Source organism: Nocardia sp. NPDC059229 (genome assembly GCF_042754165.1).
GTDB lineage: Bacteria > Actinomycetota > Actinomycetes > Mycobacteriales > Mycobacteriaceae > Nocardia.
This window is the reverse complement of sequence record NZ_JBHZAK010000037.1, coordinates 17,247-42,141: the sequence shown is the minus strand read 5'-3', so window position 1 is coordinate 42,141 and position 24,895 is coordinate 17,247. Positions and strand designations below refer to the sequence as shown.

24 protein-coding genes, 4 tRNA genes and 1 pseudogene are annotated in these 24,895 nt (G+C 67.8%); 16 read left to right on the top strand and 13 right to left on the bottom strand.

Going from position 1 to position 24,895, the window contains the following annotated elements:
- Window positions 1-137 (bottom strand): annotated as a pseudogene (locus ACFXHE_RS41625) (1,4-dihydroxy-2-naphthoyl-CoA synthase); the annotation flags it as partial.
- A 351-nt stretch (window positions 138-488) separates the two neighbouring features.
- Between ACFXHE_RS41625 and ACFXHE_RS41620 the strand changes: the two are divergent.
- The gene (locus ACFXHE_RS41620) at window positions 489-935 is read left to right on the top strand and encodes a DUF6918 family protein (RefSeq protein ID WP_379390844.1); all 447 of its coding nucleotides are present in this window, start codon (window positions 489-491) and stop codon (window positions 933-935) included.
- Between the two features lie 132 nt (window positions 936-1,067).
- Here the strand turns inward: ACFXHE_RS41620 and ACFXHE_RS41615 are convergent, their stop codons facing one another.
- On the bottom strand, window positions 1,068-1,895 hold the full coding sequence (locus ACFXHE_RS41615) for a siderophore-interacting protein (protein WP_379390842.1): 828 nt from the start codon (window positions 1,893-1,895) through the stop codon (window positions 1,068-1,070).
- 88 nt (window positions 1,896-1,983) lie between these two features.
- Here ACFXHE_RS41615 and menD point away from each other — a divergent pair, with 88 nt between their 5' ends.
- On the top strand, window positions 1,984-3,618 hold the full coding sequence (menD, locus tag ACFXHE_RS41610) for a 2-succinyl-5-enolpyruvyl-6-hydroxy-3-cyclohexene-1-carboxylic-acid synthase (protein WP_379390840.1): 1,635 nt from the start codon (window positions 1,984-1,986) through the stop codon (window positions 3,616-3,618).
- A 21-nt stretch (window positions 3,619-3,639) separates the two neighbouring features.
- Here the strand turns inward: menD and ACFXHE_RS41605 are convergent, their stop codons facing one another.
- A complete protein-coding gene (locus tag ACFXHE_RS41605) occupies window positions 3,640-3,867 on the bottom strand; it encodes a hypothetical protein (protein WP_379390838.1) in 228 nt (75 codons plus the stop codon).
- Window positions 3,868-3,980: 113 nt separating this feature from the next.
- Window positions 3,981-4,214 carry a hypothetical protein gene (locus tag ACFXHE_RS41600; protein WP_379390836.1) on the bottom strand — a complete coding sequence of 78 codons (234 nt, stop codon included), beginning with the start codon at window positions 4,212-4,214 and terminating at the stop codon, window positions 3,981-3,983.
- Between the two features lie 195 nt (window positions 4,215-4,409).
- On the opposite strand from ACFXHE_RS41600, the gene ACFXHE_RS41595 reads away from it, so the two are divergent.
- Window positions 4,410-4,712 carry a hypothetical protein gene (locus ACFXHE_RS41595; RefSeq protein ID WP_379390834.1) on the top strand — a complete coding sequence of 101 codons (303 nt, stop codon included), beginning with the start codon at window positions 4,410-4,412 and terminating at the stop codon, window positions 4,710-4,712.
- A 77-nt stretch (window positions 4,713-4,789) separates the two neighbouring features.
- Here the strand turns inward: ACFXHE_RS41595 and ACFXHE_RS41590 are convergent, their stop codons facing one another.
- Window positions 4,790-5,476 carry a TetR/AcrR family transcriptional regulator gene (locus ACFXHE_RS41590; RefSeq protein ID WP_379390832.1) on the bottom strand — a complete coding sequence of 229 codons (687 nt, stop codon included), beginning with the start codon at window positions 5,474-5,476 and terminating at the stop codon, window positions 4,790-4,792.
- Between the two features lie 85 nt (window positions 5,477-5,561).
- Here ACFXHE_RS41590 and ACFXHE_RS41585 point away from each other — a divergent pair, with 85 nt between their 5' ends.
- Window positions 5,562-6,596 (top strand): aldo/keto reductase, encoded by a 1,035-nt coding sequence (locus ACFXHE_RS41585; protein ID WP_379390830.1) that lies wholly within the window; start codon window positions 5,562-5,564, stop codon window positions 6,594-6,596.
- A gap of 4 nt (window positions 6,597-6,600) precedes the next feature.
- Here ACFXHE_RS41585 and ACFXHE_RS41580 read toward each other — a convergent pair whose 3' ends face one another.
- From ACFXHE_RS41580 to ACFXHE_RS41565, 4 genes are all read right to left on the bottom strand, one after another.
- Window positions 6,601-7,623, bottom strand: coding sequence for an alpha/beta hydrolase (locus tag ACFXHE_RS41580; RefSeq protein WP_379390829.1), 1,023 nt, complete (start codon window positions 7,621-7,623; stop codon window positions 6,601-6,603).
- A 184-nt stretch (window positions 7,624-7,807) separates the two neighbouring features.
- Window positions 7,808-12,310, bottom strand: a complete 4,503-nt coding sequence (locus ACFXHE_RS41575; protein ID WP_379390827.1) for a molybdopterin-dependent oxidoreductase — start codon at window positions 12,308-12,310, stop codon at window positions 7,808-7,810.
- Between the two features lie 157 nt (window positions 12,311-12,467).
- Window positions 12,468-13,181, bottom strand: a complete 714-nt coding sequence (locus ACFXHE_RS41570) for a demethylmenaquinone methyltransferase (protein WP_379390825.1) — start codon at window positions 13,179-13,181, stop codon at window positions 12,468-12,470.
- Between the two features lie 9 nt (window positions 13,182-13,190).
- The gene (locus ACFXHE_RS41565) at window positions 13,191-13,658 is read right to left on the bottom strand and encodes a DUF3592 domain-containing protein (RefSeq protein ID WP_379390823.1); all 468 of its coding nucleotides are present in this window, start codon (window positions 13,656-13,658) and stop codon (window positions 13,191-13,193) included.
- A gap of 123 nt (window positions 13,659-13,781) precedes the next feature.
- On the opposite strand from ACFXHE_RS41565, the gene ACFXHE_RS41560 reads away from it, so the two are divergent.
- Window positions 13,782-14,285: a DUF2505 domain-containing protein gene (locus ACFXHE_RS41560; protein WP_379390821.1), complete on the top strand. Its 504-nt coding sequence runs from the start codon at window positions 13,782-13,784 to the stop codon at window positions 14,283-14,285.
- Window positions 14,286-14,336: 51 nt separating this feature from the next.
- On the opposite strand, the gene ACFXHE_RS41555 is transcribed toward ACFXHE_RS41560, so the two are convergent.
- Window positions 14,337-14,780 carry a VOC family protein gene (locus ACFXHE_RS41555; RefSeq protein WP_379390852.1) on the bottom strand — a complete coding sequence of 148 codons (444 nt, stop codon included), beginning with the start codon at window positions 14,778-14,780 and terminating at the stop codon, window positions 14,337-14,339.
- A gap of 216 nt (window positions 14,781-14,996) precedes the next feature.
- Between ACFXHE_RS41555 and ACFXHE_RS41550 the strand changes: the two genes are divergently transcribed.
- Entirely contained in the window at window positions 14,997-16,646 is a 1,650-nt protein-coding gene (locus ACFXHE_RS41550) for a purine-cytosine permease family protein (RefSeq protein WP_379390850.1), read from the top strand.
- Window positions 16,647-16,702: 56 nt separating this feature from the next.
- Here ACFXHE_RS41550 and ACFXHE_RS41545 read toward each other — a convergent pair whose 3' ends face one another.
- A complete protein-coding gene (locus ACFXHE_RS41545; protein WP_379390819.1) occupies window positions 16,703-17,122 on the bottom strand; it encodes a helix-turn-helix transcriptional regulator in 420 nt (139 codons plus the stop codon).
- Window positions 17,119-18,393, bottom strand: a complete 1,275-nt coding sequence (locus ACFXHE_RS41540; protein ID WP_379390817.1) for a geranylgeranyl reductase family protein — start codon at window positions 18,391-18,393, stop codon at window positions 17,119-17,121. Before ACFXHE_RS41540 ends, ACFXHE_RS41545 begins: the two co-directional genes overlap by 4 nt.
- Before the next feature lie 178 nt (window positions 18,394-18,571).
- Between ACFXHE_RS41540 and ACFXHE_RS41535 the strand changes: the two genes are divergently transcribed.
- Together ACFXHE_RS41535 and htpX are read left to right on the top strand one after the other, a co-directional pair.
- Entirely contained in the window at window positions 18,572-19,594 is a 1,023-nt protein-coding gene (locus ACFXHE_RS41535) for a polyprenyl synthetase family protein (protein ID WP_354850777.1), read from the top strand.
- Between the two features lie 107 nt (window positions 19,595-19,701).
- A complete protein-coding gene (gene htpX, locus ACFXHE_RS41530; RefSeq protein ID WP_364625579.1) occupies window positions 19,702-20,583 on the top strand; it encodes a zinc metalloprotease HtpX in 882 nt (293 codons plus the stop codon).
- Here htpX and ACFXHE_RS41525 read toward each other — a convergent pair.
- Window positions 20,580-21,071: a YajQ family cyclic di-GMP-binding protein gene (locus ACFXHE_RS41525; protein ID WP_354850771.1), complete on the bottom strand. Its 492-nt coding sequence runs from the start codon at window positions 21,069-21,071 to the stop codon at window positions 20,580-20,582. The genes htpX and ACFXHE_RS41525 overlap by 4 nt on opposite strands.
- 138 nt (window positions 21,072-21,209) lie before the next feature.
- Here ACFXHE_RS41525 and ACFXHE_RS41520 point away from each other — a divergent pair.
- The 8 genes from ACFXHE_RS41520 (at window position 21,210) to nusG (ending at window position 24,849) form a co-directional block, all read left to right on the top strand.
- A tRNA-Tyr gene (locus ACFXHE_RS41520) sits at window positions 21,210-21,294 on the top strand.
- A gap of 225 nt (window positions 21,295-21,519) precedes the next feature.
- Window positions 21,520-21,592, top strand: a tRNA-Thr gene (locus tag ACFXHE_RS41515).
- A gap of 80 nt (window positions 21,593-21,672) precedes the next feature.
- A tRNA-Met gene (locus tag ACFXHE_RS41510) sits at window positions 21,673-21,745 on the top strand.
- Between the two features lie 42 nt (window positions 21,746-21,787).
- Window positions 21,788-21,958 carry a 50S ribosomal protein L33 gene (rpmG, locus tag ACFXHE_RS41505; RefSeq protein ID WP_029925945.1) on the top strand — a complete coding sequence of 57 codons (171 nt, stop codon included), beginning with the start codon at window positions 21,788-21,790 and terminating at the stop codon, window positions 21,956-21,958.
- Window positions 21,959-22,157: 199 nt separating this feature from the next.
- Window positions 22,158-23,210, top strand: a complete 1,053-nt coding sequence (locus ACFXHE_RS41500; RefSeq protein WP_379390848.1) for a fused (3R)-hydroxyacyl-ACP dehydratase subunits HadA/HadB — start codon at window positions 22,158-22,160, stop codon at window positions 23,208-23,210.
- Between the two features lie 181 nt (window positions 23,211-23,391).
- Window positions 23,392-23,464, top strand: a tRNA-Trp gene (locus tag ACFXHE_RS41495).
- A 29-nt stretch (window positions 23,465-23,493) separates the two neighbouring features.
- On the top strand, window positions 23,494-23,883 hold the full coding sequence (gene secE / locus ACFXHE_RS41490; RefSeq protein ID WP_379390814.1) for a preprotein translocase subunit SecE: 390 nt from the start codon (window positions 23,494-23,496) through the stop codon (window positions 23,881-23,883).
- Window positions 23,884-24,018: 135 nt separating this feature from the next.
- Window positions 24,019-24,849 carry a transcription termination/antitermination protein NusG gene (gene nusG, locus ACFXHE_RS41485; RefSeq protein ID WP_379390812.1) on the top strand — a complete coding sequence of 277 codons (831 nt, stop codon included), beginning with the start codon at window positions 24,019-24,021 and terminating at the stop codon, window positions 24,847-24,849.
- Window positions 24,850-24,895 lie beyond the last annotated feature (46 nt).

Sequence of the window (24,895 nt, the reverse complement as noted above, 5' to 3'; positions counted from 1 at the left end):
GGCCGGAAGGCATTGCGTACCTCGGGGCGATCGAAGGCGATCCGAACCGTGCCCTGCTCGATGTGCCGGTGGTACGTGATGTCGGTGAGGTTCTCGAATCCCGGGACGGGCCGCCACAGCGTCGCATTGAAGGTCACGGGAGTGAACATACTGTTCCGGTTCCCGGCGTGGTGCAGACCCACCGCAGTTCGGCGCCGCGTTCTGCGCGTCACTCCGGAATACAGGCGGCGGAATTCGGCCATCCGACAAGCGCGCTGATTGTTAGCGGGCGGGGTTGCCCGAGGCTCGATCGGACGCTTGCTATTGGTACGGAGAGAACTCCGACCGATCGGTAACCGAAAGTGAAACGCTGCCAATCGATTGCGGAGGGCTTACAGTGCTGTTGCTGCTGAGGCAGTAGCAGCGCATTGGCATCGTGTGTGCGGGGACACCGGTGCGTATAGTTGCGTGCGCTCGTTCATCGAAAAACTATCCGGAGGAACCTGAAAGTGGTTGCAGCACTGTCTGAATCCCTGCTCGATGACGCCAAGCGTCCGGCCTTCATCGCCGACGCGGAGAAGGTTCTGGACGAGGAGGTGTCGGACAAGGGCGGCGCGTCGGGCCTGGTCGTCAAGGGCGGCTACGCCGCGATCAAGAAGGTCAGCCCCTCGATCGTGAGTGACGCGCTGGAGTCCTTCGCGCCCAAGTTCGTCGAGCAGCTGGAGCCGTTCTGGGCGGAGTACAAGAACGGTGGCGCCGGGTCGTTCGCCGATCTGCTGGTCTCCAAGCAGGACGAGGTGGCCGACGCGCTGCTGTCGGTGACCGACGCGCGGGCCGAGGCGTCGTCGCGCCCGGCGCTGACCAAGGTCTACAACTCCATGCGTTCGTCGGCGAAGAAGCATGTCGCCGAGGCCCTTCCGCGCCTGGGTGACCTGGTGCAGAAGCACGCTGGTTAATTAGGCCGACCGGTTCGCGGCCCGGCGAGGGGCCGCGAACAGTCACGGTCCGCGGTGCTGCCGCCCGTGGACAGCGAATGCCCGCCGAGGTGGTTCGGGGGCACTCGCCTTTTTCCGGCTCCGTGCGCCGGTTCAGCCCTGAGACTTGCCCGCTCGCCAGTAGCCGGTGAAAGTGATGTTCGCCTTGGGGATTTCGCGCTCCTGCGCCAGATGCCGCCGCACTCCCGCGGCCAGCTTCTGCTCACCCGCGACGAAGGCGTAGACGCCCGCACCGGGCAGGTTCGCCCCGCGCACGGCCTCCGCCGCCAGTGCGCCGATTTCGCCGTGCGGATCCGTGCGGACCAGCCAGTTCACCTGCACGCCTGCGGGTTCGCCCAGTTCCTGCCGGTCCTCGGCGGACGGAAGCTCGAGATACGCCGCGCCCCTGGCGTCCCGCGGCAGCGACCGCAGCACGCCCGCGATGCCGGGTAGCGCGCTCTCGTCACCCACCAGCAGTGTCCAATCACTGCGGTCGGGAGCCTGATAGGTGATGCCCTCGTCCAGCAGTCCGACCTGGCAGCCGGGTGTGGCGCTGTTCGCCCACGCGGAGGCGGGGCTGTCGTCACCGTGTGAGACGAAATCGATGTCGATCTCGGCCGTGCTGCCGAACTCCCCGAAACCGGCGGCTCGGTAATCCCGCACCGTGTAGTTGCGCGCCAGCGGACGGTGTTCCTTGCCCATCATCAGGTACTGCGCGAACCAGCCGAGGTTGCTCGCGGAGGTGGGCAGGCGCAGGTTGCCGTCGCGTCCCGGCATGAACAGCCGGAACCACTGGTCGTAGCCCATGGCGGTGAATCCCGCCAGGTCCGGGCCGCCGAGGGTGACGCGGACGAAATGGGGGCTGATCCGTTTGCTGGCCAGGACCTCCGCGGTGAGGATCTCGCGGTGCTCGGGCTTGACATGCTTGCTGCGCTTCGCCATTGGATTAGGTTAGCAAACCCTAACTTAATAACACGGGTGTGAGCGGGCCGACGGAGCGGGACGGGCGGCTGTCTGAGAGGCTGGAGGTGTGAATCCTTCGACAGCCCAGGCGCACGTCGTCGTCGACGAGCTCGCGCGCGGCGGAGTGCGGGATGTCGTCCTGTGCCCCGGGTCGCGAAATGCGCCGCTGGCTTTCGCGTTGCAGGCGGCCGACCAGGCCGGGCGGATCCGGCTGCACATGCGCATCGACGAGCGTTCCGCGGGCTTCCTGGCCGTCGGCCTGGCCGCCGCCAGCGGTCGCCCGGTGCCCGTCGTCATGACCTCCGGCACCGCCGTGGCCAATCTGGGCCCGGCCGTCCTCGAAGCGAACTACGCCCGCATCCCGCTGATCGTGCTGAGCGCCAACCGCCCGTACGAGATGCTCGGCACCGGGGCGAACCAGACCGTCGAGCAGTTCGGTCTCTTCGGCAGCCAGGTGCGCGCGGCCATCAGCCTGGGGCTGGCCGAGTCCGAGCCCGGCGACGATCTGTACTCGAAGCAGAACAGCGTGTGGCGCTCCGCGGTCTGCCGCGTGCTGGCCGCCGCCCGCGGCACCCGCTCCGGCAATGCCGGGCCGGTGCACTTCGACATTCCGCTGCGCGAACCGCTGGTACCGGACCTGGCCGCCGGTGACTCGCTGCCTCCGGGCCGGCAACACGAAGAGCCCTGGACCGCAACGCAATACGCGACCCTCGACGTCCCGCTGAACATCGACCTGACCCCGGACACCCTGGTCATCTCCGGTCACGGCGCGGGCCATCGGCCCGAACTCGCGGCCCTGCCCACGGTCGCCGAACCCACCGCTCCCATGCACGGCCCGGCGCTGCATCCGCTGGCGCTGCCGCTGCTGCAGCCCCGGCAGGCGATCATCACCGGCCGGCCCACCCTGCACCGGCAGGTGTCGCGGGTGCTGTCGGACCCGGAGATCACGGTGTACGCGCTGACCACCGGCCCGCGCTGGCCCGATGTGTCCGGCAATGTGGTGGGCACCGGTACCCGCGCGGTCACCCACGGCGCGCCGCGGCCGGAGTGGCTGGAGCTGTGCCGGGATCTGAACGAGAAGGCCGTCACCGTGGTGCGCGCGAAGCTGGCCGGACACCCGAAGCCGACCGGTTTGCATGTCGCCTCCGTGGTGATGGACGCCCTGCACGACGGTGACCAGCTGCTGCTCGGCGCCTCGAACCCGGTGCGTGACGCCGCGCTGGTCTCCGAGCCGCGGCGCGGCGTGCGGGTGCTGTCCAACCGCGGCGTGGCCGGCATCGACGGCACCGTCTCGGCGGCGGTCGGCGCGGCCCTCACCCATCCGGGCCGCACCGTCGCGCTCATGGGCGACCTGACCTTCCTGCACGACGCGTCCGGCCTGCTCATCGGCACGGGCGAGCCGCGACCGCAGGACCTCACCATCGTGGTCGCCAATGACGACGGCGGCGGCATCTTCGAATTGCTCGAGCAGGGCGATCCGCAGTACGCGGGCGTGTTCGAGCGGGTCTTCGGCACCCCCCACGGCATGGATCTGGCCGCGCTGTGCGCCGCCTACCGCGTTCCACACCGCCAGGTCGATCCCGGGCAGCTGGCCATCGAGCTGACCAGCAGCGCACACGGCATTCGGGTACTCGAGGTCGCGACCGAGCGGTCGAGCCTGCGGGAGCTGCACGCCACCATGCGGGCGGGCGTGTCGAATTAGCTTGGGCGCGAACGGCGCCGGTCAGTACTCGGTGCCGGCGTCCGATTCGTAGTCGTCGTCCATGGGAACGGGGATCGCCTGCTCGACCAGATCCCCCTCGGAGGCGGTCCAGCCACTGTCTCCAGCGGGCAGCGATGTGATCTCGGAGTCCGATTCGAGCGTCTCGGGGTTCACCTCGTCCAGCGGATTGGCGGGGGTGCTCTGCTCTACATAGTCGGCCTCGGGCACTGCGTCGATGCGATCGATCATCGCTTGCTCCTCTCTGCCGGGGTGGGCGGGCCGTGCAGTCGGGCACTTCGAGAATGCTCCCGTTTCACCAGCTCGGCAACCCGTCTTCATCCTGCTCGGCAACCGGGCCGGCATCACTCGCCGGGCAGCGCCGCGTCGTCCGCGGGGTACTCGACCAGAGCCAGTACCCGGCCCGCCATGAACCGGGCCGTGCGGACCGGCCCGCCGGTTCGAGTCACTTCGCTGACCTCCACGATTCCCCGCGCAATGCGGGTCTCGACGCGGCGGCCCGCTCTGGTCGCCATGATTTCGTAGTTCCGAGACCCGTCGCCGGTGTCGACGACGATCTCCACGCGATCACCTTTCATCTATCAATTCTCCTCCCTACCAGCGTCTTTCGCCGCTGATACCGCCTAACGAACCGGTTGCGGCGCAGCGCTGCAAGCACATTCCGGGCGCTCGCCGGGCCTCGTGCGCGCGGCGGCGATGAATTCCGCCGGGCCGCGCCGTCTCCATCAATGACCGGGCCGCACCGTTGGTTCGGCATGTCCCCGCGAGGAACCATGACCACACCGGAATTCGACCTCGAAGCCGCCGCCGGCAGCGTGCTCGCGCCCGCCCCGCAGATGGCGATCTTCGCTCTGGACGAGTTGGTGATCCATGGCTGGGACCTGGCCCGGGCGGTCGGACAGCCTTATGCCCCAGCGGAGTCGGATCTGGCGGTGCTGCTCGGCTTCCTCCGTGACACCCCGCGGGCAGGGGTGCCCGGGCTCTTCGGGCCGGTTGTCGATATCCCGGCCGAGGCGCCGCTCGTCGATCGCGTGGTCGGACTGACCGGCCGCGATCCGGCCTGGACGGCGGACTGACCGGGCGGGAAACGGCGACCCGCAGGCACGGCGAGGGGTGGTGCGTGCGGGCGGCCGCGGGGTGGGCCGTGGGATGGCTATCGAGGCAGCCGGTGCGCGTGCTCGGTTGTGCCGGAAGCGAATACGCCCTGCTCCGCGGCCAGTGCGGCGGCCTCGGCGGCGACGTCGACGGCCCTCTCGTCGACCGGATCCCCGCTGACCAGCAGGCGGTAGTAGAGCGGGGCCGAGACGGCGGAAAGCACTGCGCGCGGGTCGGTTCCGGGTGGGACCTCGCCGCGCGCGACGGCCGCCTCGACGCAGGGGGACCATTCGGTCAGCCGGGTGTCGTAGAAGGCGCGCAGGGCCGCGGCGGCGGTGTCGTCGCTGGTGGCGGCGGCGATGACGGCCCGGAAGAGGCGGCCCTGCCGGGCATCGGTGAGCGTCTTCCCGACCAGCTGCGCATTGGCGAGCAGGTCCCCGCGCAGGCTGCCGGTATCGCTGTGGGGGAGTGAGGTTTCGGCCATGTCGGCCAGCAGGTCGGCGACCAGTCCCGCCGGGGTGCGCCAGCGGCGGTAGACGGTGGTCTTGCCGACTTCGGCGAGTGCGGCCACCTCGGCCAGATCGAGGGTGGCGAAGCCGCGTTCGGCGAGCAGATCGCCCGCGGCGCGCAGCACGGACTCGCGGACGCGGGCGGTGCGCCCGCCCGGGCGGACCGAGCCGGGGGTCGGGTCGGCATGGTCCGCTGCGTGCGTCTCGCTGCCCTCTGCGCGTATGTCGCGGCTCATAACGGTTCTCCAGTTCCATTTGCGGCGAGACGAGTGTAGCGTCACGGGAGTTAATGAAACTTTAGTTCCGTTAGGAGTGATGGTCATGGAATATCGTCGGCTCGGCGCCTCGGGTCTGATGGTTCCGGCATTGAGCTTCGGCGCGGGGACCTTCGGCGGTCGCGGCGAACTCTTCTCCGCCTGGGGCGACACCGACGCCCGGCAGGCCCGCCGCCTGGTGGACATCAGCCTGGACGCGGGCGTCACCCTCTTCGACACCGCCGACGTCTACTCCGACGGCGCCTCGGAAGAGGTACTGGGCGAGGCGATCCGGGGCCGCCGCGAGCATCTGCTGCTCTCCACCAAGGCCTCGCTGCCCACCGGTCCCGGCCCGTTCGACGCCGGATCCGGTCGCGCCCGGCTGATCTCGGCGGTCGAGGGCTCACTGCGGCGGCTCGGCACCGACCACCTCGACCTGTTCCAGCTGCACGCCTTCGACGCGGGCACGCCGGTCGAGGAGGTGCTGGCGGCGCTCGACGAGCTGGTGCGCTCCGGCAAGATCCGCTATGTCGGCGCCTCCAATTTCACGGGCTGGCAGCTCATGAAATCCCTTGCCGCCGCGGACCGGTACGGCTTCCCGCGCTATGTCGCGCACCAGGTCTACTACTCCCTGGTCGGCCGCGATTACGAGTGGGAACTGATGCCGCTCGGCCTGGATCAGAGGGTGGGCGCGGTGGTCTGGAGCCCGCTCGGCTGGGGCCGCCTCACCGGCAGAATCCGTCGCGGACAACCGCTTCCGGCCGGCAGCCGCCTGCACACCACAGCCGAGGCGGGCCCGCCGGTGCGCGACGAACTGCTCTACGACGTCGTGGACGTCCTCGACGAGATCGCCGCCGAAACCGGCCGCACGGTCCCGCAGATCGCCCTGAACTGGCTGCTGCGCCGGCCGAGCGTGGCCACGGTCATCGTGGGCGCGCGCAATGAGGAACAGCTACGCCAGAATCTCGGCGCGGTCGGCTGGAGTCTCGAGGCCGACCAGCTCGCCCGACTGGACAAGGCGAGCGCGGTGACCCCGCCCTATCCCTATTACCCGTACTACCGGCTGCCGGACTTCGCCCGGCTCAATCCGCCGGCGGCGTAAGGGTTCACGGGTTCGGGAAGAGTCCCTGCGCGAGTACCGGCCAGGAGGTCTTCAGGTCGTCCTGCCAGTAGCCCCAGATGTGGGTGCCGCTGCTGCGGAATTCGAACGTCGCCGGAATGTTCAGGGATTCCAGGCGTTTCTGCAGAATCGCCGTGGACAGTTCGCAATTCGCCTCGATGAGGGAGCCCAGCGCCACGGTCTTGGGGGTGTCCGCGGGCGCTTCCATCCGGCCGCGCGCGCCGGGCATGTCGAAGGCACCCGGAATGCCGTTGCCGGTGGAGATGAAAAGGTTGGTGCCGCGCAGTTTTTCGGCATTGAGGGTGGGGTCGTTGGCCACCCACAGTGGACCGCCCTCGGGACCCCACATGTTCTCGACCTTGCCGCCGCCGTAGAGCTCGGTGACCATCTTGATGGCCTCCCGGGCCATCGGCGTGATGGTCTGGAAGAAACCGCTGTACACGGCCGCGCTACGGAACAGCCCGGGATTGAAGATGACCGAATTCAGTACGGGCAGACCGGCCATCGAGATACCGGCGATGGCATTGTTGCCACTGCTGGTCAGTGTGGCCGTCATCAACGGCGGCAATTCCTTGCCCAGATATGTGGACCATTTGTTGACCCCCAGCGCGCGGTCGGGCTGGAGCCAGTCGGTGTACCAGCTGAATCTGCCGCCGATGATCTGCACGACATTGATGTTCTTGTCGCTCAGGAAATCCAGTGCGTCGGTGCGCAATTGCCAGGTGGCGGCGTCCTCGCCGCCACCGGCGCCATTGAGCAGGTAGAGGGTGGGGCGCGGCTCGGAGGTGTCCGCCGGGCGCAGCACGTCGACCGGGAAGGTCTGGTTCATGGCGGCGGAGTAGACGGTGAAGGTGACGTGGCGCTCGTCGGTGACGCCCACGCTCTTGATGAAGGAGCCGTCGTCGGTCTTCATGTCCGGGACCGAGACGCCGGGTGCGGTGGGATCGTCCGCGCCGGCGGGCGCGGCGCCCGACAGGCCCAGTGCGGCGACGGTCGCGAGCACCGCCACCGTCAATCGTCCGGTGACTCGACTGATCCGACGGTTCAAGGCACCTGCCCTCAGCGTTCCTGGCAGCCGCCCCGGTGACGGCCCGCCCATCCGCATGAGCCTGGACAGGCGAGTTACAAATACCACAGTTTCACATTTGTGGAGGCCGGAATCGGCGGACCGGTGCCGTGGGCGGGCGACCGGATCAGTACACGTCGCGCACGTAGCGCTTCTCGGCCACCAGCTGCTTCTTGAACGCCAGCGCGCCGTCCTCGCTCAGCTTGCCGTGAATGCGGGCAATCTTCAGCAGGGTGTCGTCCACATCCTTGGCCATGCGCGCGGCGTCACCGCACACATAGAAATGACCGCCCTCGCGCAACCACGCCCACAATTCCGCGCCGTGCTCGATCATCCGGTGCTGCACATAGATCCGCTCGCGCTGATCCCGGGAGAACGCCAGATCCAGCCGGGTCAGGAATCCCGAACGGAACATGTCCTCGAGTTCGGCGCGGTAATAGAAATTGTCCTTGGCGTGCTGATCGCCGAAGAACAGCCAATTGCGGCCCCGGCAGCCGAGGGCACGGCGCTCCTGGAGGAAACCGCGGAACGGCGCGATGCCGGTACCCGGACCGACCATGATCATCGGTGCGTTCGGATCCAGCGGCGGCCGGAAATGCGGCGCCCGCTGTAGAAAGATCGGCACCTCGGCGTGGGCGCGATCGGCCAGGAACGTCGAGCTCACCCCGCCGCGCCGGGCCGCCGAACCGGTCGCCCCCGGATCGCCGTAGCGCACCACGCCGACCGTCAGCTGCACCTCGCGCGGACTCACCAGCGGACTCGACGAGATCGAATACTGGCGCGGCTGCAGCTTTTTCAGCGTGCCCAGCCACTCCACCAGATCGGCCCGTACGGGGAAATCGCGCAGCACGTCCACCGCCTGCCGATCCCACAGATACCCGTCCAGCTCATTGCGATTGTCCCGGCGCAGCAGCTTGGCCAGCCGCGGGCTGGCATTGTGCTCGGCCACGAACGACAGCAGATCGGCGCTCACCCGCGTGATGTCGTAGTGCGTCCGCAGCGCCTCCGCCAGCGCCAGCTCGCCGTCCTCGACGTCGATGAGCCGCCGCCCCTCCAGCCCGGTCACCGCCAGCCATTCCGCCACCAGCGCTTCACAATTCGCGGGCCGCACCCCGAGCGAATCACCGACCTCGTAGGTGGCCTCCGGATCACTGAGATCGAACCCGAACTGCCGCACCTCTTTCCCGGAACCGTCCCGCGAAAGCAGTTCATTGCGGACCAATTTCGCCAGTACTGGCGAATTCCGTGTGAAAGGCGCGGCGGCGGTCGCGCGAATCCGCCGCCCCGGCGCGAGGCCGGTGATAGTGCCGGATCCGGCCCGCGGTGCGGTGGGCCCCGGCGTGATTGCATCGGACCGGTGCGGCCGCGCCGACCCGGCCGCGCCGTGTTGGTCATCACCGCCCATGGGAGTGGAATTCGGGCCGAAGCCCGGGGAACCCCAACCCGGCGGCACATCGCCGAGCCTGGCGGCCGAACCATCCGAACCCTGGGCACCCGCTGCGGGCCCGCCGAACCCAGTAACGCTGCCCGACCGGTCGAGATTGCTGCCGCGGCCCGGTATGGCACCGGCTCCACAGGCGGAACGGTCGTCCGGTCCCGAACCAGCCGACGTGGCGGCGTGGTCCGCGATCTGGGCGAGGCCGTCGGCCACGGCGTCGAACCAGGCCGCGGACAGGTCCTCATGATCGGGTTCGCTGTCGACGCGCGGCAACAGGCGCGTGGCTCCGCGCTTCTCGAACAGTTCGTCCAGCTTGCGGCCGTGGCCACAGAAGTCGTCGTACGAGGAATCGCCCAGCGCGAAGACCGCGTACCGCATACCGGTCAGCCGGATCGCGCTGTCGTTCAGGCGTTCCCAGAAGTCCGCGCCATTGTCGGGCGGGCCGCCGTCGCCGAAGGTGCTGCTGATGACCAGCACATCACCTGTCAGGTCGGACAATTCGGTGGAATCCATGTCCAGCAGGCGCGGCGCGAATCCCGAATCGGTCAGATAGGTCGCCAGGGCGGCGGCCAGTTCCTCCGCCGTCCCGGTCTGCGACGCCCACAGCACGGTCACGGTGCGCGTCGCCGCAGCCGTGGCCGCATCCGCGGTGTCCGGCGCGCTGCTGCGCACGGCACTGTCGAGCGCTGGTGAGTGGTGCTGTGCCCCACGCGAATACATCCCGCCCAGCAGCCCGTCGATCCACACCCGGCTGCGCTCCGAGATCGGCGCGGTCGCGGGCAGCACCGGGACGCCACTGACCGGCAGGCTCTGCAGCGCCGCCAGATACCCACCGAGATAGATGCGTTCGGTCTCGGTCAGCGTCGGTGCGACACCGGTCTCCAACCCGAGCATGAGCGCCAGGGGATGCGGTCCGCTCGCGGCGCCGGGGGCGACAGCAGCCGACCGGTCGGATTCCCCGGAGCCCGCGATGAGCGGCGCGCCGCCGGTGCCATTGGGCGCCGCCGCGGTCAGGACCGCCACCTTCCGCAGCCGGACCGCGCAGGCCTTGAACTCGGGTTGCAGGGAGATCGGGTCGACCGCGTCGTTGGTGACGGCATTGATGGTCAGGTATTCGCCCTGCTCGTCGTTCCAGTGGAACGGGGCGAAGCAGGTGCCGGGGAGGACGCGGTCGCTCACCTGGACGGGCAGCACGGCACGGCCGCGGCGGGAGGTGATTTCGAGCTGGTCGCCCGCGCGCACCTCGAGGCGGGCGGCGTCCTCGGGGTGGATTTCCAGGAAGGGCTTGCCATTGAGCTTGGTCAGTTTCGCCACCTTCCCGGTCTTGGTCATGGTGTGCCACTGGTGTTGCAGGCGGCCGGTATTGAGCACGAAGGGGTGATCCTCGTCCGGCATCTCGTCGGGCAGCAGGTGCGGGCGCGCCCAGAACACGGCCTTGCGGCTGGGCGTGGCGAACGCCAGTCGGGGGGTGTGCCCGTGCTCGTCGGTGTGCAGGGTCTGGCTGACCCCGTCGTTCAGGTAGCGAATCGGGTTGCGGCGCTGGGCCGGATCGGGGCACGGCCACTGCGCGGGCCCGGCTCGCAGCGCGTCGTAGTCGATGCCGCGCAGGTCGTAGCCGGTGGCCGAATTGGCGAAGCGCCGGACCTCGTCGAAGATCTCGGCGCTGGAGGCGTACTCGAACCCGGGGAAGCCGAGCGCCGTCGCGACCTGCGCGATGAGCTGCCAGTCCGGGCGCGCGTCGCCGATCGGTTCCACCGACCGCTGCAGCAGAGTCAGGTTGCGTTCCGAATTCACCTGCACCCCATCGGCCTCGGCCCACAGGGTGGCGGGCAGCAACAGGTCGGCGTAGGCATTGGTGGCGGTGTCGGTGAAGACGTCCTGGGCGATCACCAGCTCGGCGGCCTCCAGCCCGGCGATGACGGTGCGCCGATTCGCCATGGAGGCAACGGGATTGCTGCACATGATCCAGCAGGCTTTGATCTTTCCGTCGGCCAGTCCGCGGAACATCTCGATGGAGCCGGGCCCGGCCTCGGGGCGAATGGTGCCCGGCGCCAGCCCCCATTCGGCCTCCACGAAGGCCCGGTCGGCGTCGGCGAGCACGCTGCGCTGGCCCGGCAATCCCGGTCCCATGTAACCCATTTCGCGCCCGCCCATGGCATTGGGCTGCCCGGTGAGCGAGAACGGCCCGCTGCCGGTGCGGCAGATGGCGCCGGTGGCCAGGTGCAGGTTGATGATGGCGTTACTGGCCCAGGTGCCGTGCGTGGACTGGTTGATGCCCATGGTCCACAGCGACATCCACTCGCCCGCCGCGCCGATCCAGGCGGCGGCGGTGCGGATGTCGGCCTCGGGGATGCCGGTCTCCTCGGACACCATCGACGGGGTGTAGGCGGCCAGGAACTCGGGCATGCCCGCCCAGTTCTCGGTGTGCTCGGCGATGAATTCGGCGTCGATGTCGCCGTTCTCGACCAGCAGGTGCAGCAGCCCGTTCAGCAGCGCCAGATCCGTGCCCGGCTTGATCTGCAGGAACAGGTCGGCGCGCGCCGCGGTGTCGGTGCGCCGCGGATCCACCACGATCAGCTTGGCGCCCGCCTTGAGCCGGTCGGCCATGCGCAGGAACAGGATGGGGTGGCAGTCGGCCATGTTCGCGCCGATGACGAAGAACAGGTCGGCGTGATCGAGGTCGTCGTAGGACCCGGGCGGCCCGTCCGCACCCAGCGACAATTTGTACCCGCTGGCCGCGCTGGCCATGCACAGTCGCGAATTGGCCTCCATGTGCACGGTGCGCAGGTGGCCCTTGGCGAGCTTGGTGGCCAGGTACTGGGCCTCGATCGACAGCTGGCCGGACACGTAGAGGGCGATGGCGTCCGGTCCGTCTGTGTCGAGAATCATGCGAAGCCGCTGTGCGGCTTCGTGAATCGCCTCGTCGACGGGCATGGGCACCGGCGGCTGGCCGCGTTCGGGCCGGCGGTAGGCGGTCTCCATGCGGCCGGGCGCGGCCATCAGTTCGGCGTGCGTATTGCCCTTGGTGCACAGCCGCCCGGCATTGACCGGGTGGTCCTTGTCGCCCTTCACTTTGGCGATCACGGGCAACCCGTGTGCGCCGGGCTTGGTTTCGACGGTGATGCCGCAGCCCACCCCGCAGTACGAGCACGCGGTCCGGGCGCTCGTCGGGGGCGTGGGCTGTTCCGGCATGGTTCCGAGTTAAGCCACCCCGGGTTGCGGTGGATTTACCGAACGTTATCGCCAGATGACAATCCACCTCACGGCCGTTTTTCGCGACTGTGAGGCCCAGGTCGGGGCGCTGCCGTGAGCAACGCCACCGGTCAGCGTTCCGGACTCGGTTTTTCGCTCAGCCCAGCTTGTACGCCCGGTGCAGGGCCACGGCCCCGCCCGAGAGATTGCGCCACTGCACCGAGGACCATCCGGCGTCGGCGATCCGCAGCGCCAGCTGCGGCTGATTCGGCCACTCCCGAATCGACTCGGCCAGATACACATAGGCGTCCGGATTACTGGAGACCGCGCGCGCCAGCGGCGGCAGCGCCCGCATCAGGTACTCCATGTAGATGGTCCGGAAGGGTTCCCAGGTCGGCGTGGAGAACTCGGCCACCACCAGCCGCCCGCCCGGCTTGGTGACGCGCAGCATCTCGCGCAGCGCCAGATCCGGGTCGGCCACATTGCGCAGGCCGTAGGCGATGGTCACCGCGTCGAAGGAGTCGTCGGCGAAGGGCAGCGCCATGGCGTCGGCGGCGACCATGGGCACATTGCGGTGCCGTCCGGCCGACAGCATGCCCTGGGAGAAGTCCGCGGCCAGCACCCACGCGCCCGATTTGGCCAGGTCCACGGTGGAGACACCGGTCCCCGCCGCCAGATCCAGCACCCGCTCGCCGGGCCGCAGGCCCAGTGCCTTGCGCGTCACCCAGCGCCAATACCTGTCCTGGCCAACGGAGATCACCGAATTGGTCAGGTCGTACCGCTTGGCGACACCGTCGAACATGGACGCGACGTCGCGCGGCTGCTTGTCCAGCTGGGCCCGAAACGATTCCCGCTGCCGTAATTTCGCCACCTTCGCACCCTAACCGGCGACGGCGTCCCGCGACGATCGTGCCCGCACGGCACGCAGCCGCGTCCGCGCTCCGCGGAACCACCGGGTCGGGGGTGAGCCGAGGAACCACACCGCGGGGATGGCGACGACCCAGGAGACCACGATGACCGACAGCGCCGGGATGATCGCGACACGTGCATCGCGACCCGCCACGCGTACGAGATCGGGATCACTCCGCCGGTATTCGACATTGATGCGTTCGCCGACGGTCAGTCTGGTGGGGTACAGCACCCCGGTCTTCGGATTGTGCGTCTCGCCGTCGGGCGTCACGAAGATGACCGCGGATCGCAGCGTGCCCGCCGAGAGGACTTCGGCGCTGGTCACGCCCTTGTCGGAGTTGATCAGGTGATCGTCGCGCCAGGCCGCCAGCACCAGCAGCAGGGCCAGGAAGCTGACTGTGGCCGCGGCGATCACGACCCCGATCCGAGCCCGCCGCAACCGAACCGCCCGCCGCTGTTCAGCGCGCTGTGTCTGATCGTCGCTCCGCCGCGCTCCGCTATCAGACTGGCTAGTTTCCGACACTTCAGCAGGCTATTCCATCGCTGGGCTACGGTCTTCGCCATGTCCCGAAAATTCAGCTTCACCGTGCAGTACAGCGTTCCGGTCGAAGAGCTTCACCGGGCACTGACCAATGACGAGATGTGGCAGGCCCGCTTCGCCGGGGCGACCACCGCCACGCTCGAGCTCACCCACCCGAACGGCCCCGGCACCATCCAGATCCACATGACCGAGAAGGCGCCCGAGGATCAGATTCCCGGCATCGTCAAGAAGGTCCTCAAGAGCGAGCTCATGCTCGAGCGCACCGACACCTGGGGAGCGCTCACCGACGGCGTCGCCAAGGGCGGCTTCAGCGGCCGCTCCAGCGGCATCACCACCGAGATGGCGGGCGCGTTCGAATTGCGGCCCACCGCCGAAGGTTCCGAGATCGAGGCCACCGGCACGGTCGACGTGAAGGTCCCGCTGGTCGGCGGGGCCATCGAACCGCTGGTCGAGAACCTGCTCAAGCGCGTCATGAACAGCGAGCGCAAGTCCGTCGAATCCTGGTTCGCTGCGCAGACCGCCTGATCTCGGTAAACCGTGGATGCGGGGGTGGTCCCGCATCCACGGGGCTGGTGCTTACTCCGGGCCGAACTGGGCCGTGGCCGGATCGAATTCGCGGGGTTCGACGAGGACCAGCCAGTTGCCGGAGTTGTCGCGGACGATGGCTTCGACACCGTAGGGGCGCTCCGACGGCGGCTGGACGAACTCCACGTTCTTGGCGGTGAGTTCCTCGAAGGCCTTCTGGCAGTTGTCGGTTCGCAGGCCCAGTGCGCCGTGCGTGCCATTGGCCATGGACCGCCGGATGGCCTCGGCCAGATTGTCGTCCAGCGGGGGACCCGGGATCATCAGCGTGACCTCCAGCTCCGGATGGTTCGGGTGCACCACGGTCACCCAGCGGAAGCCGTTGTCGCCCATGGTCACATCGCTGGCCTCCACGAAACCCAGCTTCTCGATGTACCACTGCTTCGCGGCGGTCTGATCGGTCACGTACACGGTCACGAGCGAGACATTGGTGATGATCGTCATGCCTCGAGCCTATGGACGGCCGGCCCGCGCGGGCTTCTCCGAAATTGCGCGTTTCCGCGCCGGGCGGATTCGCGTCCGGATAGCCGAGTTCACATACTCGGAACCTCGGTGAGTTTGCCGTAACAGCCGCGCAATGGAGCGGAAAGCCGAGATCAACATTCGGTGACCACCCTCGAATCGGAAAAAGCTCGTGACGAGCCCGAACGAGGAGTGCCGGTGGTTCAGGTCGAAACACCCGCGGCCAATGCGGTCGCCGCGTCCAAGGAGACGCTGGAGGATTACACGTTGCGGTTCGCGCCCCGCAGCTACCGCAAATGGAGTCCGGCGGTGGTCGGCGTCTCGGCGCTGGGCGGCATCGCCTACCTGGCCGACTTCTCCATCGGCGCGAACATCGGCATCGCCAATGGCACCGGCAACGCTCTGCTGGGCATCGGCATCTTCGCCATCGTGGTCATGCTCACGGGCTTCCCGCTGGCCTACTACGCGGCGCGCTGCAACATCGACCTGGACCTGATCACCCGCGGCAGCGGCTTCGGGTACTACGGGTCGGTGGTGACGAACATCGTGTTCGCCTCCTTCACCTTCATCTTCTTCGCCCTCGAGGGCTCGATCATGGCGCAGGGCCTGAAACTCGGCCTGCACGTGCCGCTGCCGATCGGCTACCTGGTGTCCACGGTGATGATCTTCCCGCTGGTCATCTACGGCATGAACACCCTGGCCAAGCTGCAGGTGTGGACCACCCCGCTGTGGCTGATCCTGATGGTGCTGCCGTTCGGCTTCCTGCTGGTCCGCCACCCGGACTCGGTCGGCACCTTCCTGTCCTACGGCGGCCAGGACGGCAAGGGCGTGAGCCTGTCCGGCGCGCTGCTGGCCGCCGGCGTCTGCCTCTCGCTCATCGCCCAGATCGCCGAGCAGATCGACTACCTGCGCTTCATGCCGCCCCGGACCCCGGAGAACGCCCGCAAGTGGTGGGGCTGGATGCTGCTGGCCGGGCCGGGCTGGGTGCTCTTCGGCGCCATCAAGCAGGTGGTCGGCCTGTTCCTGGCGGTTTACCTGATCGCGAATCTGCCCGGCGCGCAGAACATCGCCAACCAGCCGGTGCACCAGTTCCTCGAGATCTACCGCGACATGATGCCGTCGTGGCTGGCCATGACCCTGGCCGTGGCGCTGGTCGTCATCAGCCAGATCAAGATCAATGTGACCAATGCGTATTCGGGCTCGCTGGCGTGGACCAACTCCTTCACCCGCGTCACCAAGACCTACCCGGGCCGCATCGTCTTCCTCGGCCTGAACCTGGCCATCGCGCTGATCCTGATGGAAGCCAACATGTTCGACTTCCTCAACAACATCCTCGGCTTCTACGCCAACTGCGGCATCGCCTGGATCGTCACCGTCGCAACGGATATCGCGATCAACAAGTACGTGCTGAAGATCTCGCCCAGGGAGCCGGAGTTCCGGCGCGGCATGCTCTACGACTTCAACCCGGTCGGCCTGGTCGGCTTCGGCCTGTCGGCGGTGCTGTCGATCATGACCTTCTTCGGCATCTTCGGTGAGACCCTGAAGCCGTACTCGCCCATTGTGGCCGTGGTGGTTTCGTTCCTGGCGACCCCGCTGACCGCGATCCTCACCAAGGGCAGGTACTACCGGCGCCGCGACCACGACGGCATCGAGCTGCCCATGTTCGACGAGCACGGCAACCCGTCGGGCGAGACCCTCACCTGCGCCGTCACCGGCATGGAATTCGAGCGCCCGGACATGATCGCCTCGGCGGTCCCGGGACCCGAGGGCGAGATCCAGTACATCAGCTCGCTGGCGCTCTCGACGGACAAGACCGGCATTCACGTCCTGCCGTCCCGATGAGGCTGTGGCCCAAATGAATTCATCTCGCGACCCCGTGGCCCCGCCACGGGGTCGCGTCATGGTGTGCGTTTCCGATCCGAGAGACCGTGCATGAAGACGTAGCAACCCGGGATGTGGGGTGCGCCCTCGGCCGCGAACTTCGCTTGATACTCCGAGGGCGACATCCCCACCAGCTCGGTGAATTTGCTGCTGAACGACCCGAGACTGCTGTAGCCGACGAGCATGCAGGCCTCGGTCACCGTCACATTGGTGGCGCGCAACAGATCCTGCGCCCGCTCGATCCGGCGCTCGGCCAGATACACCGCGGGCGTCTTGCCGTACGTCGCCGCGAAACACCGCAGGAAGTGATACTTCGACACCCCCGCGGCCGCCGCCAGACTGTCCAGATCCAAGGGCTCCGCGTAGTGCCGGTCGGCCAGATCCCGTGCTCGCCGCAGATGCGGCAGCAGCTCCTCGGGAACCGGCCGGGCGTTCACGAGAACGGCTGGATCTTGTCGAAACGCAGGGAGGCCCGGCCCGCGCCCCGCCACAGCCGCGCGGTCAGGTCCACGTCCTCGTCGGTGACCAGATTGCCCATCACCCGGACCGCGGTGCGCTGCAACAGCTTCGACCGCATCATCGGCGGCCCGCCCAGCGGCACCGTGCGCGGGTGGGTGGCCAGCCCCGCCAGCCGCCGCGCCACCGAATAGGTGCGGCCGTAGCGTTCCCGCAGCAGTTCCGGCCAGATATGGGTCAGATCGGGCTGGTCCAGGATCTCGGCGAGCATGTGCCCGCCCTCCAGGCCGTAGTCGATGCCCTCGCCGTTGAGCGGGTTCACGCACCCGGCCGCGTCGCCCACCAGCGCCCAGTTGCGTCCGGCCAGATTCGATACCGCGCCGCCCATGGGCAGCAGCGCCGACGCCACCGCCCGCGCCTCGCCCTCGAATCCCCACTCCGCGCGGCGCTCCGAAACATAGTGCTGCAGTAGCGGTTTCAAAGCGATATGCGACGGACGCTTTTCGGTGGCCAGCGAGCCGACGCCGATATTCACCTCGCCATTGCCGAGCGGGAAAACCCAGCCGTATCCGGGAATCAATTCCCCGTTCGCATCCCGCAATTCGAGATGCGAGGTGATCCACTCGTCGTCACTGCGCTCGGACCTGATGTAGGCCCGCGCCGCGGTCCCGTACGCGTACTGGCGATGCCAGGTGCGGCCCAGCAGCTTTCCGACGGGGGAGCGCACGCCGTCGGCCACGATCAGGATGTCGCACGACACCGCCCGCAGGCCGGCGTCGGTCTTGACGGTCACCCCGGTGACCCGGTCGCCCTCGCGGGCCACCTCCACCACCTTGGCCCCGTCCACCATCCGCACGCCCGACTTGATCGCCGTCTCGCGCAGCTTGTCGTCGAGTTCGGTTCGCGGAACGGCGCTTCCGTAGGCGGGGAACGACCCGTCCGGCCAGGGCAGCAGCGCCTCCCGCCCGAACCCGGCCATCCGCAGACCGCGATTGACCGTGTGCGCCCGTACCCAGTCGCCCAGCCCGAGATGCTCGAGTTCGGCGGTGGCGCGCGGCGTCAGTCCGTCACCGCAGGTCTTGTCGCGCGGGAACACCGCCGAATCGGTCAGCAGCACATCCCGACCCATGCGCGCGGCCCAGGCCGCCGCCGCGGAGCCGGCGGGACCCGCCCCGACTACCAGGACCTCGGCGTGCGCCGGCAGAACATCCGATGATTTCCCCTGCTCGGGCGCGTGTTCCGGTGAACCCATGCGATCAATACTTGCAGCACATCACCGGGCGCGCATATTTGCCCTGCGCTTCATAGCGGGCGTTTCGTTTCGCGTGGCGAGTGTTTCGTGCGTCGCACTACGGTGGTGTCCATAGGGGGTGATCGGTCCACACGCTAGGTTCTTTGGCGTGGGGTCGGACGCGGCACTGGGAGATGAAATGAGCGCATCAGCTGTGAGCGAGGAGAGCACCGTGGTCGCGGGGGTGGATCTGGGCGATCCCGAGCTCGCGGCGACCGTGCGCAAGGGCCTGATCGAGGTCGAGGATCTGCTGATCACCGAGCTGTCCGACGGCGAGGAGTTCCTGCAGGAGGCGGCACTGCACCTGGCCAAGGCCGGCGGCAAGCGGTTCCGTCCCCTGTTCACCATCCTGACCGGTCAGCTGGGCCCCGACCCGACCAGCCCCGACCTGGTCACCGCCGGCACCGTGGTGGAGCTCGTGCACCTGGCCACCCTGTACCACGACGACGTCATGGACGAGGCCTCCATGCGCCGCGGCGCGCCCAGCGTGAACTCGCGCTGGGGCAACAGCGTCGCCATCCTGGCCGGCGACTACCTGTTCGCTCACGCCTCGCGACTGGTCTCCACCCTCGGCCCGGACGCGGTCCGCATCATTGCCGAGACCTTCGCCGAGCTGGTCACCGGCCAGATGCGCGAGACCATCGGCGCCCGGCAGTCCCAGGACCCGGTCGAGCACTACCTGCGCGTGGTGTGGGAGAAGACCGGTTCGCTGATCGCCGCCGCCGGCCGCTTCGGCGGCACCTTCTCCGGCGCGGACCGCGACCATGTGGAGCGGCTGGCCCGCCTCGGCGACGCCGTGGGCACCGCCTTCCAGATCGCCGACGACATCATCGACATCTCCTCGGTGTCCGAGCAGTCCGGCAAGACCCCCGGCACCGACCTGCGCGAGGGCGTCCACACCCTGCCGGTCCTCTACGCCCTGCGGGACGAGGGCGCCGAGGGCGACCGCCTGCGCAAGCTGCTGGCCCGCCCGCTGGAGACCGACACCGAGGTCGACGAGGCCCTGTACCTGCTGTCCCGCTCCCGGGGCCTGGTGCTGGCCAAGGAGAAGCTGCACGGCTACGCCGACATCGCCCACGCCGAACTCTCAGCCCTGCCCGCCGGCCCGGCCAACGAGGCCCTGGAACACCTGGTCCGCTACACCATCGAACGCGTCGGCTGATCCGAAACCGATCAGTCGAACAACTGGGAACTTCAACCCGGCTCGAGTTCGTTGACCTGGTGTAAGGCACCCAACTGCCGGCAAGAGTCGCGGAGAGGCGGGTAAGCATGCATGGGCACGGGTACGCGAACGGGTTGAAGACGTTCGGGCTGCTGGTAGGGATGTCGGCGCTGATCGTGTTCGCGGGAGCGATGTTCCGCAGTCCCACGATCCTGATCCTGTCGATCGTGCTGGCCGTGGGCATGAACGCCTACGCCTACTTCAACAGCGACAAGCTGGCATTGCGGGCCATGCACGCGCAGCCGGTGACGGAGCTGGAAGCGCCGGCCATGTACCGCATCGTGCGCGAGTTGGCCACGGCCGCACGGCAACCCATGCCGCGCCTCTACATCAGCCCCACCAATGCGCCGAATGCCTTTGCCACCGGCCGCAATCCGCGCAATGCCGCGGTCTGCTGCACCACCGGCATCCTGCAGATCCTCGACGAGCGGGAACTGCGCGCGGTGCTGGGCCACGAACTCTCGCACGTCTACAACCGCGACATCCTGATCTCCTCGGTGGCCGGCGCGCTCGCCTCGGTCATCTCCGGCCTGGCGAACCTGGCCTTCTTCGCCGGCGCCTTCGGCGGCAGCCGGGACGGCGAGGGCCCGAATATCATTGGCATCCTGCTGGTTTCGCTGCTGGGCCCGATCGCGGCCTCGCTCATCAAACTGGCCGTCTCCCGCTCCCGGGAGTACCAGGCCGACCAGGACGGCGCCGAACTCACCGGCGACCCCCTGGCCCTCGCATCGGCCCTGCGCAAGCTGGAACGCGGCACCCAGGCCGCCCCGCTGCCCCCCGAGCCGCAGCTGACCGCGCAGTCGCACCTGATGATCGCCAACCCGTTCCGCAACGGCGATCGGATGGCCCGCTGGTTCTCCACCCACCCCCCGATGGCGGACCGTATCGCCCGCCTCGAGGAGATGGCTGGTGGAAACCGCAATTACTAGCGGTAGTTCACGAACTGCAGGGCGATATCGAAGTCGCCGCCCTTCAGTAGCGAGATGACCGCCTGCAGATCGTCGCGGCTCTTGCTGCTGACCCGCAGCTCCTCGCCCTGGATCTGCGCCTTGACACCCTTGGGACCTTCGTCACGGATCTTCTTGGCGATCTTCTTCGCATTCTCCGTGGTGATGCCCTGCACCAGGGTTCCTGTGATCTTGTACACCTTGCCGGAGGCCTGCGGATCACCCGCGTCGAACGCCTTGAGCGAGATGTCGCGGCGAATCAGCTTCTCCTTGAACACATCCAGGGCGGCCTTGACGCGATCCTCCGACTCGGCGCTGAGGATGATCTTCTCCTCGCCCGACCATTCGATGCTCGCCCCGGTGCCCCGGAAGTCGTAGCGCTGGCTCAGCTCCTTGGCGGCCTGGTTCAGGGCGTTGTCCACCTCCTGGCGATCGATCTTGCTGACGACATCGAACGACGAATCCGCCACACTCTTCTCCTGTCCGAGACTCGGATATTCGGGATGTTCCACGCCGACGCTAGCCCCTTCGGCACGGCTGTATCCAGCCGGTTTGCATTCCGGGCGTGTGTTCGTTGTATTCTGCTGGAGCGCTGCAAGGCGTACCCCGGCGGATTGCCCGAGCGGCCAAAGGGAGCTGACTGTAAATCAGCCGCGTAATGCTTCGGAGGTTCAAATCCTTCATCCGCCACCAGAGAGCCCCGTGGACCCAGTGTCCACGGGGCTCTTGGTATTTCGGGCCACGCCGGCCGGTTGTCCCGAGCCCTGCTCCGGCCGACGCGGGCACCGACGTCTCGATTACCCCGGTCGAGTAGCCGCGAAACCCGCGTTGACCAGCCGGTTTGGATAGTCGGCGAGGATGTGTGTAATCTCGTTCAAGTCGTCAGCGCCCCGGCAGAGACCGGAGCAAGACAGACACGCCCCCTTAGCTCAGTCGGCAGAGCGTTTCCATGGTAAGGAAAAGGTCAACGGTTCGATTCCGTTAGGGGGCTCGCCGGATTGCCGGTGGTGACCGACTCGGCTTCTCGTTGCAGGACCCGGGACCTTCCCGCCGTCAGTACCGACAACAGATGGCGGTGTAGCTCAGTCGGTAGAGCAAACGACTCATAATCGTTGTGTCGCCGGTTCAAGTCCGGCCATCGCTACATACTGATATCCCAATCAGGCTGACCGGAAAGAAGGCAATCGTGGCCGCGAAGTCCACTGATATCCGGCCAAAGATCACCTTGGCCTGCGAGCAGTGCAAGCACCGCAACTACATCACCAAGAAGAACCGGCGCAATGACCCGGACCGCCTCGAGCTGAAGAAGTTCTGCCCGAACTGCGGTACCCACCGGGCGCACCGCGAGTCTCGCTAACTTAAACCCGCGCGATCTACCGCGTGGATGACAGTGCCGGATCGGCAGGTCACCTAGTCTCTTAGAAAGAGACGGTGGCGCCGGTCCGGCATTTGGCGTATATAGCGGTGGTTCAGCGCTCTCGCCCGATCCCGTACCGGGATCAGATAGGGACTTTCCTGCCGTGACGATCAACATCGACATTGACACCGAGGCCGACATGGTCGATTCCAGCGAGGTCTTCGACCCCGCCGCACACGCCGCCTCCATGGTCGGCCACCACTACCGCGTCGACGACCACTACGAGGTCGGCCGCGAGAAGGTGCGCGAGTACGCCCGTGCGGTGCAGGACTACCACCCGGTCCACTGGGACGAGGACATCGCCCGGAGTTACGGTCACGACGGGCTGGTCGCCCCCCTCACCTTCATCTCCCTGGTCGGAATCCTGGCCCAGCGCAGGCTCTTCGAGCAGATGATCACCGGCTACGACCTGAGCCAGATCATGCAGACCGACCAGATCCTGGAGTTCCACCGGCCCATCCGGGCCGGCGACCAGCTGTCCTGCATCGTCTACCTGCACTCCTTCCGGCAGGCCTTCGGCGGCGACATCATCGTCACCCGCAACGACGTGGTGGATCAGAACGACGAGCTGGTGCTCACCACCTACACCACCCTCATCGGCCGCAGCGGCGGTGACATCGATCCCAATATCGGTGACGCCGTGCGCAACGTGCTCATGCACGGCGTCGGCCCGGAGGAGCGTCCGGAGCACCACTCGGGCAGCGCCGACGTGCCGCCGCCCCCGGCGCCGGTCAAGATCGCGGCCACCGGGACGATCGTCGCGAGCAAGCACGTCCGCCGCTTCGAGGATGTGATCGTCGGCGCCGAACTGCCCCCGCGCGTGGTTCGTCTCACCCGCGGTGATCTGGTGAACTACGCCGGCGTCTCCGGCGACGCCAACCCGATCCACTGGAGCGACGATGTCGTGAAGCTGGTCGGCCTGGAAAACATTGTGGCGCACGGCATGCTGACCATGGGCCTGGGCGGCGGCTTCGTCACCTCCTGGCTCGGCGACCCGGGTGCGGTCAAGGAGTACAACGTCCGCTTCACCAGCCCCGTCTACGTTCCGGTCGACCGTCCCGCGGAGATCGAGTACACCGGCAAGGTCAAGTCCGTGGACCCGGAGACCCGCACCGCCGTCGTCGCCATCGTGGCGAAGTCCGAGGGGCGCAAGATCTTCGGCCGCGCCACCGCAACGGTGCAGCTCTCCTGACCTTCGACCCGAGGTACGCTGCGACACCCCGATTGGCGATCGCCACGCGGGGTAACGTACACTCGGGAATCTGGGGTTACCAGCCGATGCGCGCTGCTCCGAGGAGCGGCGCGCGTGTTGTGTGAAAACCCGTGTACAACTGAATGGAACAGTGGCTGGACTCGTTACCCCGTCCAGCCGAAGGGGCGTAGCTCAACTGGCAGAGCAGCGGTCTCCAAAACCGCAGGTTGCAGGTTCAAGTCCTGTCGCCCCTGCCCTGGATGCCGACGTAGAGAGGATCGACGTGAGCGACGAGCGGGACACTCGCCACGAAGATGGCGATGACACCGCCGCGGTGGCTCGGCCGAGCGGCAAGCGGTCCGCCCGGCGCACGCGCGCCGCGTCGTCCAGCGCCGTCGCGACGATCGATCGACCGTCGGACTCGGCCAAGGCAACCACCAAGCAGTCCGGCAAGGACAAGAAGGCCGGGCGAGGCGGAACGGGCAATCCGTTCAAGCGCCTGGTGAAGTTCCTCAAGGAAGTCATCGCGGAACTTCGCAAGGTCATCTGGCCCAACCGCAAGCAGATGGTCACCTATACGAGCGTTGTCCTGGTGTTCGTGATTTTCATCGTCGCGTACATCAGCGGGTTGGATCTGGCGTTCATCAAGGGTGTCAGCTGGCTCTTCGGCTAGGCGGCACGATGACCGCGTCTGACCGTCGCGGCCGGTGACCGGCCCCCGGGCAGAGGCGGGGAGCGGGACCATCCGCCGGGCGTTTTGTCCCGGCGCGCAGAGGATTACGTGACGACTAAGGAAGCGAGTGCCCCAGTGAGCACCCCGGAGAACGGCACAACCGAGGAATTCCCGGTGGATGACGCGGTGATCGAAGAGACCACCGCGGACGTCGAAGACGACGCTGAGGGCTTCGCCGACGAGGCCGAGACTTTCGCCGCCGACGCGGAGGCCGGCGAGTTCGCCGCCGATGCCGAGGAGGACGAGCCCGCCCGCCCCGCCGCCGAGCTCTCCGATGAGCCGGCCGACCCGGTCGCCGAGATGACCGCCGCGCTCCGGCGCGCGCCCGGTGACTGGTACGTCGTCCACTCCTACGCCGGCTACGAGAACAAGGTGAAGACCAATCTCGAGACCCGCGTGCAGAACCTCGGTCTCGAGGACTACATCTTCCAGGTCGAGGTGCCGACCGAAGAGGTCACCGAGATCAAGAACGGCCAGAAGAAGAACGTCAACCGCAAGGTGCTGCCGGGCTACATCCTGGTCCGCATGGAGCTGAACGACGAGTCCTGGGGCGCGGTGCGCAACACCCCCGGTGTCACCGGTTTCGTCGGCGCCACCTCGCGGCCCTCGCCGCTCACCATTCCCGAAGTGGTGAAGTTCCTGGTCCCGGCCGCGCAGCAGAAGAAGGCCGCCCCGGCCGCCGCTGCCGCCACCGCGGCCGCCGGCGAGACCCCGATCGTGAAGCCGGTCATCGAGGTCGACTTCGAGGTCGGCGAGTCGGTGACCGTCATGGACGGCCCCTTCGCCACCCTCCCGGCCAGCATCTCCGAGGTCAATGCCGAGCAGCAGAAGCTCAAGGTGCTGGTCTCGATCTTCGGCCGCGAGACTCCGGTCGAGCTGGCCTTCACGCAGGTCGCCAAGATTTAAATGCGTCAGGGCGGTGGCCCGGTCCGCTTCGGGCCGGTGTCACCGC